Origin of the sequence: Bacteroides cellulosilyticus DSM 14838, from assembly GCF_000158035.1 — a bacterium.
Taxonomy (GTDB): domain Bacteria; phylum Bacteroidota; class Bacteroidia; order Bacteroidales; family Bacteroidaceae; genus Bacteroides; species Bacteroides cellulosilyticus.
In genome coordinates this window covers 1,697,837-1,715,670 of the sequence record NZ_EQ973490.1, presented here as the reverse complement: position 1 = coordinate 1,715,670, position 17,834 = coordinate 1,697,837, and the positions used below count along the sequence as shown (strand labels likewise).

The 17,834-nt window shown below is 41.7% G+C and carries 9 protein-coding genes; all 9 read right to left on the bottom strand.

Going from position 1 to position 17,834, the window contains the following annotated elements; translation table 11 throughout:
* Positions 1-16 precede the first annotated feature (16 nt).
* The 9 genes from BACCELL_RS10750 to BACCELL_RS10710 all read right to left on the bottom strand — a co-directional run bounded on the left by BACCELL_RS10750 (position 17) and on the right by BACCELL_RS10710 (position 17,832).
* Positions 17-2,014: a retaining alpha-galactosidase gene (locus tag BACCELL_RS10750; RefSeq protein ID WP_044153796.1), complete on the bottom strand. Its 1,998-nt coding sequence runs from the start codon at positions 2,012-2,014 to the stop codon at positions 17-19.
* 320 nt (positions 2,015-2,334) lie between these two features.
* Positions 2,335-6,264, bottom strand: a complete 3,930-nt coding sequence (locus tag BACCELL_RS10745) for a helix-turn-helix domain-containing protein (protein ID WP_007211795.1) — start codon at positions 6,262-6,264, stop codon at positions 2,335-2,337.
* 181 nt (positions 6,265-6,445) lie between these two features.
* Positions 6,446-6,982 carry a DUF4890 domain-containing protein gene (locus BACCELL_RS10740; RefSeq protein ID WP_007211794.1) on the bottom strand — a complete coding sequence of 179 codons (537 nt, stop codon included), beginning with the start codon at positions 6,980-6,982 and terminating at the stop codon, positions 6,446-6,448.
* A gap of 482 nt (positions 6,983-7,464) precedes the next feature.
* Entirely contained in the window at positions 7,465-8,367 is a 903-nt protein-coding gene (locus BACCELL_RS10735; protein WP_007211793.1) for a DUF6268 family outer membrane beta-barrel protein, read from the bottom strand.
* A 133-nt stretch (positions 8,368-8,500) separates the two neighbouring features.
* Positions 8,501-9,505, bottom strand: a complete 1,005-nt coding sequence (locus BACCELL_RS10730) for a sensor histidine kinase (RefSeq protein ID WP_007219269.1) — start codon at positions 9,503-9,505, stop codon at positions 8,501-8,503.
* A gap of 13 nt (positions 9,506-9,518) precedes the next feature.
* Positions 9,519-10,277: a LytR/AlgR family response regulator transcription factor gene (locus tag BACCELL_RS10725; RefSeq protein ID WP_007211791.1), complete on the bottom strand. Its 759-nt coding sequence runs from the start codon at positions 10,275-10,277 to the stop codon at positions 9,519-9,521.
* 116 nt (positions 10,278-10,393) lie between these two features.
* Positions 10,394-15,154, bottom strand: coding sequence for a family 78 glycoside hydrolase catalytic domain (locus tag BACCELL_RS26020; RefSeq protein WP_081450813.1), 4,761 nt, complete (start codon positions 15,152-15,154; stop codon positions 10,394-10,396).
* Between the two features lie 10 nt (positions 15,155-15,164).
* On the bottom strand, positions 15,165-16,628 hold the full coding sequence (locus tag BACCELL_RS10715; RefSeq protein ID WP_044153793.1) for a glycoside hydrolase family 28 protein: 1,464 nt from the start codon (positions 16,626-16,628) through the stop codon (positions 15,165-15,167).
* A gap of 13 nt (positions 16,629-16,641) precedes the next feature.
* Positions 16,642-17,832 (bottom strand): glycoside hydrolase family 88 protein, encoded by a 1,191-nt coding sequence (locus BACCELL_RS10710; RefSeq protein ID WP_007211788.1) that lies wholly within the window; start codon positions 17,830-17,832, stop codon positions 16,642-16,644.
* Positions 17,833-17,834 lie beyond the last annotated feature (2 nt).

Here is a 17,834-nt window from a genome sequence, read left to right as displayed (position 1 = left end):
ACTCCTAATATAAACATTATTGATAAATTCTGGCGGCAAATCCTCCACCGGGTGCCATCCGAACCTTCAGTTTCCTGTCAGCCGGAATCTCGATAAGCTCTTTCTTATAGTCACGGGCATACCGGTAGGCATTCACTCCGTCACGGAATATTTCAGCTTTAAAGTCTCCCGCACCCAGAAAAGAAAGATCGATTTCGATGGTACATTCCTCCCAGTTAGTCATAGCACCGACATACCATATATTCCCCTTCTGACGGGCTGTCGCTATATATTCCGAGACTTTCCCGCAAAGGACGGTTGTATGATCCCACACAGTGGGTATACCGGCAATAAAACTTGTACATTCATGTTCACGTTCATAACTCGAAGGACTGTCACAAAGCATATTCAGCGGTGAATCGAAAACAATATACTCCGCCAGTTGACGACAGCGTGTACCTTGACTCATCGGTTCGTCATGAATGGCCCTGAAGTTCTCCCGCGAAGCATTATGCATAGCTCCTTGCGTATAATCGACCGGACCGGCCATCATGCGGATAAAGGGCATCGTCACATCATACGTCACCTGATCAATAAATGCAGTCGGAAACTTCATCTGTTCCAATCCGTGTACCCCCTCTATATTTACCACATTAGGGTAAGTACACTGTAATCCGGTAGGCTTATATGTTCCATGAAGATCAAGCAGCAGTTTATATTTTGCGGCAACTTCAGCAGCTCTATGATGAAAGTCCACCATCAGTTGGTCATCCCTTTCCATATAATCCACCTTAAAACCTTTGATTCCCATTTCAGAATAATACTTGCATACACTTTCCATATCCCGATCGAAAGGATAGTAGCCTGCCCAAAGAATAAGTCCCACATTCCGTTCTTTTCCATATCTGACAAGTTCCGGCAGATCAAGTTCTGGAACAACCTTAAACAAATCCGCCTCATTTTTAGGAGACCAGCCATCGTCCAGAAGGATATACTCTACACCATACCGGGATGCGAAATCAATGTAGCATTTGTAAGTCTCATTATTAATACCTGTTTTAAAATCAACTCCCAGCAGGTTCCATGCATGCCACCACTCCCATGCCGCTTTTCCTGGTTTCACCCATGAAAAGTCACCCTGTGGTCGGGTAGCCAGTTTAAACACCATATCATTATCCGCCAGTTCCTTATCATTTTCAGAAACGACCATGATACGCCAGGGAAATGAGGTTACACCGCTGACTTTCGCTATATATGGCTCACGAGACTTCACTAATCCCTGCAAATTCAAATAGCCGCCTTGCTCTACCTCCTTAGGATAAGGTGCAAAAACACTCTTCAACGTGTTACTCCCGTCACCATTATACAGATACATACCCGGATAATTTAATAAATCAGCCTCCAGGATGCAGAGTTTCTTTCCATTTCTCCCCTCAACCAGCAACGGAAGAAATGCTATACGTGATGTATCCCATTGAGATATATTCTCATATTTATAAATGTTCTCAAAAGGATTACCGAACTGGCTTTCCAGTGTAGCAACATTATCCCTTACATAAGGTATATATGCTTTAGCATCATGAAGGAAGTTAAACTCCGACAATTCATTTTCAACAATGATATCCCCCTTAATATCCGATTCAAAACGATATGCTATACCTTCATTGTATGCTCTGAAAACAATCCGGTAATTCCCTTTAAATTTCAGTGTCAACTCATTGAAGTTATCCCTTACTTCTTTCTTCTTATATATATCCGCATTCAATATCCGGTCTACAGTCTTAGTCTTTGTTCCGGACAGTTTCGGATTTATGCCGAAAGCCCGTCCCTTATCCAGACTCATATGAATGCGCGAGAAATCGAGTATCAGATCACCATCGTGCTTGATATTATATTTAATATCCGTCGTGCTTATTTTTATTTCCGATTGAAATTTCTCATCGGGCGAACATAGCACAAATGTTTTTTGTGAAAAAACCGGCGCCGTACAAGTTGCCATTAACAAGGCGAAAGCTATCCGAGTTACATGTTTCATTCTATCCATTGTTTTACTATATATATTACACATTACTTTTTAGTCTGTATCAAAGAGAAAACCTGCTTATTCAGTCTATGATTTCTCGTTTTCCCCGAGACAAATATATAGGGATAATGCATCACGCATTTTATCTATTCGTTTAGAAATGGTGCATTGTAGATTAGGTAAAAATGTAAATGGAAGAAATGAATATATGTATATAGGTTCTGAACAAATATGCACAATTATTCCCCTGCAAAAAGTGCATATTTGTCTTACCAACATATATAATACGTTGAAGAGGAATGAAATCGAGTTCGTTTTTACAACGTTCTTAATTACTGTTTACGGAATTTACCCGGCGTAGTATTATAGTATTCTTTAAACTGACGGCTGAAATGATTGGAGTTGCAATAGCCTAACTGATCCGCAATTTCGGAAGAGGTCATACTGGTAGTCAATAACATCTTTTTAGCCTGAGACATTTTTATATTAAGGATGAAGTTTGAAGGAGTTTGGTCCGTGATTCGCTTAACATTCATGTATAGCAGGGTACGGCTGATATTAAAATGTTTAGTGATGAGGTTGACCGACATTTCAGGATCACTCAAGTGCTGGAGAACAAAATCTGTCAGATTCTTCAGAAAGACTTCATCCGCATTGTTCATATTCTGCTCCGTAACGTTTGCCTGATCGAAATTAGAATAGTAAGACCGAAGTGCATTTTTATTCTTCAACATATTATTCATACGAAGAAGCAATTCCTGTATATGGATCGGTTTCTGCATAAACGCATCGGTTCCCGCCTGGAATGCCGCAATTTTACTTTCGGGCGATAAATCCGAAGAAATCAGTAATACAAGTATGCGATTGGTCTTTTCATTATCTTTAATGGTCTTGCACAACCCCAGTCCATCGACCTGAGGAGCCATATTACTGATCACCATATCCACATTCTGAGATTTCAGTACCAATAAAGCCTCATCAGAATCTGAAGCTAACAACACATGGAAGTTCTTCTGTAACTTCTTCTTCAATATTTTCTTCGTATCCGCATCATCCTCCACAATCAACACCTGGAAGAGATTCCTTTCATCCATATCTTCATTTGAAGACTGAGCCTGCTCTTCCACATAGATGGTATTATCAATAATCTGATTGACAACCTTAATCCGGGGACTGATGAGTTCGAGATTGTCATCTTTATGCAACGGCATCTCTATTCTGAAAATATTCCCTTCGTTTTCGACAGATATAACAGACAGGTGTATATTCAACAATTTAACAATACTGTTGGCAATGGACAGTCCGATTCCCCCGTTAGAACGCATATCAGCTATTTGTATACTGTTATAAGGCTGAAAAATGGCAGTCTTCTGTTCCTCAGTCAGGCACGGGCCACTATTGAAAACATCCACCGTCACCACTTCTTCCTTATGAGCTATCTTCAAATAACACTTTCCTCCCTGTCGTGTATGCTTAAACGCATTGCTTAGTAAATTACCAATCAATATTTCCAGTTTATCGGAATCAAACAGAATAGGCAGAGAGGTCGTATCAGATATAAACTCGTGGGATATCTCCTTGTGCCTGAACAATGGAGTAAAGGCTTCATAGATATCATTCAAGAAACAGACAATGTCATATTTATCCATTTTGACCTTCGCATGCTGCGACTCGATATTTCTGAAATCCATCAACTGGTCGATAAGATATTGCAAACGTTTCACGTTACGCTTAAAAATATTAGTCTCGCTATCCTGCTCACTGTCATCAGGTAGCAGATCATTCTGCAAAGTAGATATAATGGCAAGAGGCCGCTGGAACTCATGGGACAGACTCGTGAAGAAATCCAGTTTCAGAGTATTCAATTTTTCCATTTCAGCCTGTTCCCTCTTAGATTGCGCCACCAGTTCTTTAGCTCTCCGCTGTTTCACGATAAAGGAACGTATGGCATAAATTACAATTCCAAGCAACAGAATATACAGCACTATCATATAAGGACTCAGCCAAAGCGGCGGGAGTACTTTTATTTCTATCTTTTTATCGGCAAGCACATCTCCATTATCAGCTTTCAGTTGGATATGCAATACGTAGTTGCCGGTAGAAAGTCCCGTAAATGATATCTCATTCGAAGCTGCATTCACATCATACCAATGATTATCATAATTTTCCAGTTGATAGACAATCTTATAGGGAGAGAGCGGTTGATCTGAATTATAATCTATACTTACCACTGCAAAAGAAACAAAGTTCTGGTCATTGTCAAGTACTATACGGTCGGTGTTGTCTATATGATTTTTCAGAATGGACGATCCGGATTCAACAGGTACATTAAACAATTTGAGTGCCGATATATACAGCACAGGCTGTATATGCTTTCGCTCTACCATTCGTTGCGGATCAAACTTCAGAAGTTTTTCGGTAGCACCAAAATAGATACACCCTTCTTTATCGGTATAGCTGGAACGCACATTAAATTCTTTCCCATCCAGCCCCCAGTCCAGATTAAACTGTCTGACTTCTTTTTGAGGCGTCACACGAAACAAGTTATTTCCGGATGAAAGCCATAAGTTTCCTTCTGCATCCCCTTCTATTCCGGCAATCGTATTGATTGCCTTATGTTTGATATAGAGTTGGAACTCTCCGTTCTCAAACGAAAATAATTCGCCCCTTCTGGTACCCAACCATAGGTGACCGTTCTTATCGGCATATCCACATTGAAAAGCAGTAGTAGGATCATCCGCCAACACATATTCTTTTATTTCCTTGGTCAGACGGTCGTAACCAAAAAGGGACATTGAGTTTATCAGATATACCTTATCATGACAAACCATACAATCAAAAAAGTTATAGTCGCTTCTGCCCTGGCTTGTCAGGATTCTTGAGAAAGTCCCCACTTTATGCAAATAAATATCAATTCCTTTATTGGTAGCCACCAACAAACTGTCTTCATTGAGAGCACACAAAGTCTGTACAAAACTTCCGGAAAGAGAAGTCGTATCAACGGATGAAGGCATATAATGGGTGATACGTTCGTCCGGCGCTATCTTATATAATCCCGAAGACAGACCTCCCGCCCAGACATTTCCGTCCAGCCCCATTTCCAGGCAAATAATATTATTGCTGATGACTGAATTCGTATGATCCAGCCGCTTGATGAATTTTCCATTCTCATCCAATATGCTCACTCCCCGACAATTAGTAGCAACCCAAAGCCTCGACAGCCGATCTCTCACGATACCATTGGAAGTGACGCCTCCTATATTATCTTTAGCATCGGTAAGAGTATAAAATTTCTTTGTAGAGTTCAGTTCTTTTATATAGAACAGTCCGGAGAAATAAGAACCGATAACCATGTTATGGGATTTAGTCCGATATATACTGGTTATAGCTACATTTTGCAGACTGTTATGGTTCGTCTCAAAGGCATAATTCCTAAACAAATGATCATTATAATCATATATCGCCAAACCATAATTATATCCAATCCATAGCCGGTTATACTCATCTTCTGCGATACTTGCAATATCTTCCAGATCGTTGACCTTGTATTCCGAAACAATGGTTTCTTTATGAAAATCATCATAAGTCCGGTTATACTTGAACAGTCCGTCTTTGATGGTTCCTATCCATATAATACTCCGTGAATCAGCATAAATACACAATCCTTTTGCAGGAGAGCGGTCCGCACCTTTCAGATTATATGTTTTCAGGATTTCAAAAGTCTTATCCACCTTATATACCTTGTCACCATTCAGTCCCCACAATACGCCATATTTATCACAAACAAGCCTCAGGAATGGTACACTGCTCTTAATGAGAGTCACTTCTTTATCTTTATACTTATATATATTACCATTACTCAATATGATAACATCGTTCTCGTAACGAAAGATAGAGACTGCATACATAAGTTCATTGCCATTGTACGTTATGCGGGAAAACCGACCGGCTTCATAGTCGTATACCTCCAAAAACATTTCCGCAGCTACAAACATCTCCTTTCCCGTATCGAACAAAGAGTTTATCGGCATACCGGAAAACCTGTCGATATGCGTCAGTTTCTTACTGTCATAAACATCCAGCCCATTGAAAGTACCGATCCAGATTGCTCCATAGCAATCATCATGAATAGTCGATATATTATTATGGGATATGCCTTCTTTTTTACTGATATGTATATAATTCTCTATTATGTTACTCTGACTCCACATCGGAAGCATAAAAAGCAGAAATAATATATGGCAGAATAGTGCTTTCATCATATTACGCAGTGTTTTTCGAAAAGACAAATATATTTATATTATTTCAATATCGAAGTGCTTTCATACTTAATTTCATGATAAGGATGGATGATCCTATTAAAAAGAAAACCGTTCCCTCCCCTCACGGGGGTGGAACGGTACAGTCAATAATACATGAAAAAACGCTATTTAGAGAGAGTCTCTACAGATTTGGTTTGTGAGGATGATCCTGTGGGTGAGGTGGTTCTTGTGGTTGACGCATTTCCTGCCATTTGGCGTATTGCTCTGTCGTCAGGATTTTCCTGATCTTCTTTTCCTTCTTGGCAGCAGCTTTTTGCATCTTCTCCACATTGTCCTTTTCCATTGCAGGACGTTCACCCGGAGCTCCCATAGGCGGACGACCGCCTCCCATACCGGGTCCCATTCCACCTTCCATCGGCGGACGACCACCGTCCCTTCCGGGACGACTTCCCATCAAAGGACGCTGACCATTTTCTCTTTCAGTCATAGTCGCAAAATGTTCTTGTTGTTCTTTCAGGTTCAGTTTATATAGTTTATCGTACTGCTTGTCTGTCAGTTGCAGTTCTTCTTTCATCCGGTCCGTCATTTTCCGGGCAGCTTTCTCCGGTGAAGGAACTTCACGGGGCAATTGTTTCTTCTCCTGCTCCTGTGCTTGTGTACAAACCAGCCCACACAACAGACATACAGCTAATAACCATAATCTTCCGGTACTTTTCATTTTGCGTCAGTTTTTTATTACGATGCAAATGTAAGGGAGAGAAAGAAGAGCTGAAAATAAAATCTACGAAAGGGAAGGTTTTGTCGACGGAATAGCCAAATGAGGGATACTCATCCTCCGTTTTGCACCTCCACAGTAAGCATTATTAGGCGTTGACCTTGGTTAACAAGCCTGTCGACCAAGGTTAATCGGCTCGTTAACCAAGGTTGATAGGCCTGTTAACCAAGGTCAACACCCGACAATTCCTAAGGGTGAATAGATATATCCCTTGTTTTCAACAGAATAACACCTGATACGAGATAAATAAATGCCTCATCCGGATATGGGTTGAGTGAGAAAGTGAGAGTAACCCACTTACCCTCACACCGGATTTTTTACTACCACCACATTTAATACCCTAACTATCAACGAATCACACTAAAAGTGAGGGTAGTGAGAGTAACTTGATCCAACTTTTTATTGAACAGGCAGGTGAGTTCCGTTTAAAACCCACATTTCACTCCGGCAGAAAAGTAAACCGTCGGATTGAAATACGGATCATCTTTATCACTGAACATATTGTCTACAAACCCTTTAAGCGTACGTTTAGTCAGATCGCCAGACCGGAGCCAATTGCCTCCTATCCCCAAATACAGGCACGACTTCTTACCTATCCTGTATTCCGGACAGAGATAGGATCGCATCATAACTGAAGCATATATCATCGACTTTCCCTCTACATCCATCACGGAAGATATTCCATCCATTTCCATTGCCACGAGCCTCAGCTTAAACCGATCTCCCAAACGTACTGCCCCGGACACTTCAACACCGGAAGAGAGATTCACATTAACCTCATAATTACCGGAAAGTTGCCAGTTAAGAAAGAACATCGGCATGGCAATAGGTACTCCAAATGAATTCGTCAATCCAGCCCCAACACCTATATCCAGATTTTTCCTACATTTATACACAAAAATCACTCCCCCATTCACCAATACACTCTGCCAGGTAATTGCATCCGGTGCCGAATAAATACCTGCTCCCAAACTGGCTATCATGTACCACTTTTTCGACAAGGGCCGTACATGCGTCAGATTGAGACTGCCACTTAACACCTCATCCGGATGTATATCCAAGACCATATGTCGATTATTAAGTATCGCGTAAGTTCCTCTTGCCGATGCCGACCACATGATAGGCTGTCCCGATGCATTCTGCTTCAGCGAAAAGGGTAGCGTGTATGCTCCGGTGAATTTCAATAAATCACCCGAACCCAATTTATTCCCCGCTTCATCTCTGAAAGAAGAGGCAGGCATATACTCCGTTTTAATAACTCCTTGTGCAAAACCATCGATTGCTGCCACCAAGAGCAACAGAAATAAAAGATAAGAGAATCGTCTCATTGCTAATAAATTAGATTATTTTATTGCAAAGAAAAGAGATTAGCTTGTCCGGTATAAGTCTTTTCCGACGAACTGCACGAAAGACCTGTTGAATTTCATTATCCCAAAGATGGAACAAAAGGAAAAAAGAAGATTATTCGAGGAAAGGTACTCTCACTACAAATTCTGTAGTACTTTCCACGATATCAATTGCTTTATCATACAAGGCGTATTGTTTTTCCAGGTTCCCTAATCCTACACCACCTCTATCTACTGAACTCCGCAATTGCAGATTATTGGAAACCATGATCCCCTCATCGGTAAAGCCTATCCGAATAATAAGCGGATTCTTTAAAGTAGCTATATTATGCTTAATCGCATTTTCTACCAGCAGTTGCAAGCTGACGGGAATGATCAATCTGGTTCCATACAAATCATATTCGTCTATCTCGATGAACAATGTATCTTCAAAGCGAATCTTCTCCAGAAATACATAACTTTCCAGAAAAGCCAGTTCTTCCTTCAAAGTAACCATCGGACGATTGTTTGTCAACAACAGATAACGGTAGACACCTGACAGCTTTTTAGCAAACAGATTGGTCTTTTCCGCATCACTATAGGCCAGTGAAGATAGCACATTCAGACTATTGAACAGGAAATGCGGGTTTATCTGGGCTTTCAAGGTTTCATACTGATACTGAATCTTCTCTTTCTCTATAATAGCCAGTTTCTTCTCTGCTTCCATTTGGCTTTGCTGATAAAAGAATATCTCAATCAGAAGAACAATCATGCTATTCCAAAGTACTACCGGCAGAGACATTTTCAGCAGAGCATAATCTTCCGGCCAAGGTTCCTCCAGAATAATGGACAGGATATAATTTGCCGCTATGCCGAAGCAACTCACCCATACGGATGCCAACAATAAATCGATAAAGATTCTCATTGTATTGTTAATGTTGTCCAGCCTCTTATGGACAATAACAATGATGAGAAAGTCAACAATCCCCACAAAGATGCAGGCAGGTAAATTGAGCAGATACTGTGTTTCCAAACTTAAGCTCCGGGGAGCGTCAGAAAGAAGCTCCGCCACATACTGGAATGCAAATAAAGAAATTGCAATGAGCACTATAAAAAGCAGGATATACCATTTATTCTTCATCCCCAAATGTATTTTAAAGCACACCATCCACCCACTTCAGAAAATCAGGAACCCGCACACGACTGATTAAAACCTCGTGCGGGCATTCAGGCTGGAAGCTCAACTTCAACCGACTGTTGAAGTACTTGGATATCTTACGGATAGAGTTGATATTAGCAATGCAATTGCGGGAAACACGGAAGAAAGTCCTTTCATCCAGCAGTTGCTCTATCTGTTCCAAAGTATAGTCCACAATATAGCGTTTATCTGAAAAGGTGTGCAGAAAGACTACTTTTTCTTCACTGTAGAAGAAAGCGATATCTGAAGTCTCCACATAATGATACGCATCCCCTTTCTGGATAAGGAAACGGTTCTTTTTACAATTACTCATCAATGCTTCTTCCAGTTTCCTGTAATCGGTAACGGGAGATTGCACAACCCTGAACTGTTCAAATTTTCTCAATGCCGCCAGCAAATCATCTTCCTCTACAGGCTTCAGCAGATAGTCCACACTATTCACCTTGAATGCCTGTATGGCATGCTCATCATAGGCAGTAGTAAAAATAACAGGCGTCGTGACCTGTATCTGCTCAAAAATGTCGAAACTGTTTCCATCCGTCAACCGGATATCCAGCAACATCAGATCTACCGGATGATGTTTCAGAAATTGTACGGTCTGCTCCACAGTGGCTGTCCATGCCTCCAACTGATAATCGGGGCGTAACTTCTCCATCATCCGCTTCATCTCTTCGTAAGCGAAACGTTCGTCTTCTACTAACAGGTATTTCATCATCCGGCACTCAATTTATAGGAATCTGCCGTAAAATTACAGATTATCATCCATATCCGGTTATGAAATGATGTATTTCCGATGAAGTGCAGAAATTGAAGGATGAAGTGCAAGTGTAATTACCTGCCTTCATCCATCACCACCGAGAATCTATAAGTACCTGACTGCAATGCAAGTGATAGAGCATTCCTTTTTTGTGAATACAGGCTGACTCCTTCCGCCTCTTTCCATGAAGTTTCTCCTTCCTTTAAAGTAGCAGGATGAATGCCGGATAATTTCAGGACAGCAGTAGTATTAGCCGGTATGGTGATTTCCATTTTCAGCACACCGGCTTCCAACGTCCAGTCAGAGACTATTTTCCCATACAGCGAGTTGTAGTATGAACGTACTTGCTTTGGACCGCCTTTTGTAATCCAAGGCTCAATGGAAAACTCCTTATAACCAGCCTCCGGACGGCGGATACCTCCTAAAGCCTCAATAAACCAACTACCGATATACAAATAGGAACTATGCAAACCCGAACCACGACATTGCCAATCTTCAAAGAACGTACCGTTGCCATGCTTCAACATATCTCCCCAGCCGGGAAAATCTTCTTTAGTAGCCATCTCAAAAATCAAATCATTACGATGATTATCTAATAAAGTATGCAACAGGAACGAACCGGCAGTAATACCTCCCCAGAAATGCCCTTTACGCTTTACCAGCACTTCCTGCTCAAGACGTTTCCAGACTTTTGCCTGCAAATGCTTCGGGGGTAAATCAACCATCAGTGCAATAGCAAGATAAGAAGGATAGCCATTCACGTAGCTATTATCGTTCGAATTGAAGAAAGTAGCATGCACCGCCTTACGCACTTTGGATGCCCGGTTCCGATAAGCGGAAGCTGCTGCTCTATTTCCCAACACATCGGCAATCTGTGCAGCAGTTTCAAGACTGTAAATCCAGTGACAATTATTAAAGAATAAAGTTTCCCGAGTATCTCCAAGTGCTTTTCCCTGTTTCTCCATAGCCGACCTTTCCGACCATGCATCCGGCCAAAGCCAGTCACCCAGGAAACTCCATTTACCTCCCCAACGTACCAGCATGTCATCCTGCGACTTCGTTTCTACAAAAGAAAGCCAGCGCTGAATAGTGGGAAAACTTTCCGAAAGAATACGTACATCTCCATACTGACGATAAAGCTCCCAAGGCAAGGTAATGCAGAAACCACTCCAGGATGGTCCCCCCCCGCCAATGCGGGTAGGAGCGGTATAGGGAACATTCCCTTCGGGATCTTGCACATCACGCCAATCTTCCATCCATTTGCTATAGAAAGCCCCCAATTGATAGTTTCCCAAAGCTGTGCGCGTAGTGGCCAATGCATCTCCCCCGTATCCACAACGTTCACGATGAGGACAATCGACCACATAGTTACCCAGACTGAGATTTTCAAACGTCCACAAGGTAGTACGATAAATGTCATTCAACAAAGGAAGATCACATTCAAATCCACCGCTCCGGCGATAATCCGGACGAATCATCCAACCACGTATCTGGTCTAATTCCGGTTTATACCGAAGGCCGGTAATTTGTACCCAGCGTCCGGTCATATAATTAAAACGGTTACAAAAGACTCCTTTCCGTTTGGAGCCAACTTTATAAATGCTATGTATACCATAGCTGCAAGCATCCTTTTCCCTTTCAGAAAATTGGAATACAATTGAATCACCGGGTTGGCCTTGGAGCTGCATCTCAAACCAACCGGCATAATTGATTCCCATATCAACTCTATAGACTCCGGGACTAACTTCCTGAACAGAAAGTGGTTTAATTTCACCAAGTAACCGATTAGGTTCTGTACGGTCAGATGATACTATAACGTCAGTAGAATAAACCTTTGCCATAGCCCAACCGGAATCATCAAAATCCGGAGTATTCCACCCATCTTTTTCCAAAGCTGCATCATAACATTCTCCTTCAAAGTGATGTGCCTCCCAGTAACCTAACAAGGTATTGGGACTTGCATGGGTCTTCCAGGTATTATCCGAAACAATTCGTAATTTCTTTCCGGAAGATAATGCAATCTCAGCCTGAACCAATGCCATCGGAATAGCCGGTCTATTCTTCTGCTGATAGGCCGGAAAAACAGCCCAGGAAGTACCCAGCCACAAAGCTATAACATTAGTACCTGTTTTCAGATAGCCTTTGATATCATATGTCATGTAACGGGCACGTGATTTATGATCCGTAACCGAAGGTGAAAGGACAGCATCCCCCACTTTCCGCCCATTGACATACAGTTCATGATAACCTATGGAAGCTACATAAATAACAGCATCCTGTGGAATATCCGACATATTAAATGTTTTACGGAACCAGGGATCTGCCATTACATTATTAACCTTCTTACCTCCCACACTCTGAGATTCCATCTCTGCACTGCCTATCCATTGTGCCGCCCAATCAGCAGCAAACAGCCCCATACGCCAATTTGCAGGATTACTCCATGCCGACCAACGATTATGCTCATCGGAGAAACGGACTTTCCAGAAACATCTTTGCCCGGCAGACAAAGGTACTCCTCCATAAACAATATTCACCGACTCAGCAGAATTAACACGACCGCTATCCCAAAGATCTCCACGGTCTGCATCAAGTAAATCCCGGGAGCTTGCTACAAGAATCTGATAAGCAGTCTGCTTCCGCCCGCGTGCCGAGGTAGTAGCTCCCATTTTCCAACTCAAACGAGGTTGCGGTATGTCAACACCTAAAGGATTACTAAGATATTCACATTGCAAATCAAAAGGTTGGAGAGTGGCAATATTCGTGAAAGCCGTACTGCCAGTCAGTTCACCCTCCGGAAAAGCGATCTGCACTTCTCTACCATTAAGAGCCAGACAAACCTCCCTCTGACTATAAAGCGGATCTGCAACCCAGATATCGTAACCTGTTCCCTTCTGCTCAAGATAGACAATCACTTGTTTATCAGTAGCCAGTGTAAGTCCCTCCCCTAAATCAATTGTTCCCGGATGATAAAAAACAATAGCATACTGCTGATTCAACTTAACAGCCTGCACCACAGAACTATTTTGAATAATCTTATAATTCTGGGTAGCCGTAAATGTCCGGAACTCCTCTAAAGATTTGTCAGGAACAACCATATATGCATATTTCCCTTCCTTAGCCTTTACACCATGACTAATCCAGAGATTAAAGATGTCAGCAGAAATCTTTTTTCCACTCCCACTGATATTAATATCCTTCCAAGCTCCGGTTTGTTTCGGATTGCTAACAATTACATCTCCTCCTGAAGGAAATAAATAACCAACTTTATCATGATATACCCAAGCCGGATTCTTTACAGATACATTTTCTCTGTAAACAGATGTAGTTCCTTCCTCTTCGCCAACTACCATTTCGCCTTTAAAAAGGCACTGATTAACAGTTGTAACTACTTCCTCGGGAGCATCTGATGCAATATCTGTCCCTAAGCACAAAAGTACATCATTCATAAAAAAGTAAGACTTCCTGGCTTTTACTCCCTTATAGCAATGCTCATAAGCAATGACCCCATTCTTGCCGTTACTTACCCCACCTCCAAACCGATTTTTTCCGAACAGATATCCTTCAAGACGAGTAGAGTCCTGATGTTGAACAGCCGTAGTCCCCGGTATTTTATTCCAGTTCCATACAGGGAAGATACCTTCATATTCTTTCCCGGAAGTAAGGATATTCGTAGCACCAAGCGGCAGGTTATAACCTTTGAGGTTCTCATTATTAAGCATTTCGGTTCCATTAGTCCGTGTAGAAATCACCTTAGCAGAGAGATAATAGCCGGTACCATGCTGGACCATAATGTCCGATTTCCAGAAATACTTATTACCGGGAGCAGGAAAAGGAGCACCGGAAAGATGTTTCTTCCAAGCCGAGTAATCAGCAGCACGATCAGAATCATTCTGCTCCATGTATTCCAGCGTGACAGGAGAAATATTGCTAAGTCCTTCGGGACGTGATATATTACGACCGATTGCACCAAAATCAAACGTTTCCCGATAGCCCAACAACCGATGACCACCCATCAGAAGATTGATAAATATATCTTTTTTCTCTTGTGTAAAATAAGGCTCAAAGGCAGTTCCTTTCACCAATTGTAAATAATATGCAATATCATCTACATACGATAAACCATACCCGCCGGAATATAATTGCGGACGATGCTGATGGAAACTACCATCCACCTTAATACCTTCGTCACCTTGTTCCGAAACAATCTTAATAGTAGAAGCTATGGACTTGATTCCGATTCGTATCAGCTCAATATTATTTTCAATACATCCTTTATGAATGGTAACGGCAGATACCCATGTACGGTTTTTGCCTTTATGACCTTTATTCCCAGTCAAATCTTGTAGATAAGAAGAATAATGCAATAACTTCTTATCACTAATTTTACCTTTCAGCAGAATCAACGGAACCATGTAGTCTTGGGGAGCACCAATATCACCGAACCACCAGTTTCCGGATTTAGGACGTACTCTATACCAATAATCGATACCTGCAACTATTTGTTTCAACAGTCTTCCTGAATTATAATACTTATTTCCAGGTTTCCGATATGCAATAGCCATTAATTTCAAGCGTTTCAAATGAGAGCCGGCCGGATAAGACGAACCTTCATGCACAGTTACATAATCCAGGTCCGGAAAACTTCCATCCGAACGTAACGCACTCGCATAACCCGCTATTATGTCCTCATCTACTTTCGCTTCCAAATAGGAAGCGACCAGTCGTCCGGTCATTTCGTCCACTTCTTTTTGCGCATCTACTTGCACCTCTTTAGCCTCAGCCAAAGAGCAACAAAAATAAAGCAAACAGAATATTAGTTTCAAGCATTTCATAAACATACTCCTATTTATCCAGGTACTTACCATCAGCTACTATCCCTGAGCTATGCACTGTACGAATAAATTTCGCATCAGCAGGAGCGGCACCTTTACATTGATTCAGTTCTGCCCCGACAACATCATCCAAAAAGAATAACGGACGTACATCAGGCTTCATCGCATCAAAACGTACATTATTAAATCTCACATTTCTGGCATGACGTACATAGAAACCGGCGGCCGGTAATGTATTACCAAACATTCGATTCTCAGGATAGCTTTTAGTCATTTCCGGAACAGGTTTACTAACCATGTCCGAGGTTCCGCCCCCCGGATAGCTGATTTGCACGTTATTGATCGAAACATTTTCTACATAGCTTGTCTCCACACCAGTTATTGAACAGGCTATCAGGCTTTCTGCGGTTGCTACAATGTTGCTGATATTTATATTCTTCAATCCACCACCCTCTTTCCGGTAAGTGCGGTGTCTGTCTCCCAAACGGATGAATATGGGAGTCTGGACATCGCGCATAGAAATATTGGAAACGGTGATGCCATCAATAATGCCTCCATCAACCATTTCTATGGCAACACCCGAAATAACGGTAACATCGGCCGAAATATGTTCAAGCTGTTTACTCCAATGACGAATATTATCTTCCGCTGCCCGACGAACGACACAATTGGAAACCGCAATATTCCGGTATCCTCCATGAGAAGCTGTACCGAATTTGATTGCATTACAATTGCTTGCTGTGACACAATTCGTAACCGTTATGTTCTCGCAAAATTCCGGATGGTCACTCTTGAAACAAATGGCGTCATCTTCCACATCAATGTAGCAATCAGATATAGTCGCATTCTTGGCATCAATATCAAGCCCGTCATTATTATAATTACAATGGCTGAATACCTTTAAACCACGGATAGTGACATCTTCACATTTTTCATAATGCTGCACCCAATAGGCAGAATTACGGAGAGTGACATCGGTCACAACAATGCCCTTGCACTCTACAAAATAAATTATCTTAGGACGTTTCGGTCCACCGTCCGCATCATTGCCAAATTGAAAAGTTTTATTTCCACCTTGTCCGTCAATCGTTCCGAATCCGGTAATCGAAATATTCTTTTGTCCACGTGCAAACAAAAGTCCGGAAGACTGATTCATACTACCATCCTTAAAGGGAAAGGCATTATCATAATCCGACAAACGTGTACTTCCCAACAATAAAGTGCCAAAATCCAGATGAAGGTTCACATTTGATTTCAGTTCAATGGGACGTATCAAATAAGATCCGGATGGTATCAAAACGGTTCCGCCTCCTTTCTTCGAACATTCATCTACGGCTTTCTGTATAATGATTGTATTATCCGTTACCCCATCTCCTTTAGCTCCACGCTTAGTCACATCAATTGTTCCGGCTATAAGGGAAGAGGAAAATAGCAAAGATATTGCAAACAAGACTATATTACATCTATTCATCATGGCATCATTAATTTTAGGGTTTATCATTTAAGGATTTGTATCGGCACAACGCCTCTACATAGTAATAATCAGCATAGGTCAAAGGCATATCTACTTCTGTACCGGAAGGAATATTACCTACCGAATGTTTCAGAATAAATCCTCCGTTAGTACCTTCCTCTGCCGTATATGCCGGTGAGGATAATGTCTGGAGCATTTTCTCGGCTGCCTTATAATATTTCTTAGCCCGTTCTTCGGATACATACTGAGATAGTTCCAATAATCCCGAACAGTTGATAGCTGCTGCAGAAGCATCACGCAAAGCATCCGGTATACCGGGAGCATTATAGTCCCAGTAAGGAATCAGGTCTTTCGGCATATTAGGATGATTCAGCGTAAATTCTGCTATCTTTATGGCTTGCTCAAGGTATTTCCGCTCTTTCGTAAAACGGTACATCAGTGTATAGCCATATAATCCCCAGGCTTGTCCACGAGCCCAAGCTGACTTTTCGGAAAAGCCCTGTCCACCTTGGTAGTGCTTTATTTCACCGGTTTCCGGGTTATAATTCAGTCCATGATAAAGACTATTGTCTGCCCGGAAATGATTCTTCAAAGTTGTATCGGCATGTTTCACAGCAATATCATAGAATGTGCTGTCTCCTGTGGCCTGAGTAGCCCAGAAAAGCAATTCCAGATTCATCATATTATCAATGATAACAACATAATCATCCGGTTTGCGATTATGGGATTTAATGCAGCCTACCACCGGGCTGAAACGGGAAATCAACGAACGGGCGCTGTTCACCATAATATCTTTATACTCAGGTTTCGGAGCAATGCGGTTTGCATTGCCATAACTGCAATACATCATAAAACCGACATCATGCGTATTCACGTTGTATTGTTCCGGTTCCAGCAGCTTCAACATACGCACTCCTTCAGCATATAGCTCCTTGTCTCCTGTATCCTCGTACAAATAGAACAAAGTTCCGGGATAAAAGCCGCTGCACCACCATTCTGAGTTGCTGGTTTTCAGGCGTTGCATATGTTTGTCATACGTTTTAGGAAACTGGTTACTTCCTTGCAACTCGCTCCTCATATAGAGATACTGACGAGCAGCATGCTCTAACGCTTTATCAACTTTTACCTTACCCTTGGCGAATAAGTCACCGAAGGGAAAAAAACTAATTAGAATAGTAACAAACAATAATGTACTCTTTTTCATGG

What these genes read in the sequence shown, in the direction of transcription:
- BACCELL_RS10710 (WP_007211788.1), bottom strand. Translation starts at nt 17,832, where the DNA reads ATGAAAAAGAGTACATTATTGTTTGTTACTATTCTAATTAGTTTTTTT.
- BACCELL_RS10745 (WP_007211795.1), bottom strand. Translation starts at nt 6,264, where the DNA reads ATGATGAAAGCACTATTCTGCCATATATTATTTCTGCTTTTTATGCTT.
- BACCELL_RS26020 (WP_081450813.1), bottom strand. Translation starts at nt 15,154, where the DNA reads ATGAAATGCTTGAAACTAATATTCTGTTTGCTTTATTTTTGTTGCTCT.
- BACCELL_RS10735 (WP_007211793.1), bottom strand. Translation starts at nt 8,367, where the DNA reads ATGAGACGATTCTCTTATCTTTTATTTCTGTTGCTCTTGGTGGCAGCA.
- BACCELL_RS10740 (WP_007211794.1), bottom strand. Translation starts at nt 6,982, where the DNA reads ATGAAAAGTACCGGAAGATTATGGTTATTAGCTGTATGTCTGTTGTGT.
- BACCELL_RS10715 (WP_044153793.1), bottom strand. Translation starts at nt 16,628, where the DNA reads ATGATGAATAGATGTAATATAGTCTTGTTTGCAATATCTTTGCTATTT.
- BACCELL_RS10730 (WP_007219269.1), bottom strand. Translation starts at nt 9,505, where the DNA reads ATGAAGAATAAATGGTATATCCTGCTTTTTATAGTGCTCATTGCAATT.
- BACCELL_RS10750 (WP_044153796.1), bottom strand. Translation starts at nt 2,014, where the DNA reads ATGAAACATGTAACTCGGATAGCTTTCGCCTTGTTAATGGCAACTTGT.
- BACCELL_RS10725 (WP_007211791.1), bottom strand. Translation starts at nt 10,277, where the DNA reads ATGATGAAATACCTGTTAGTAGAAGACGAACGTTTCGCTTACGAAGAG.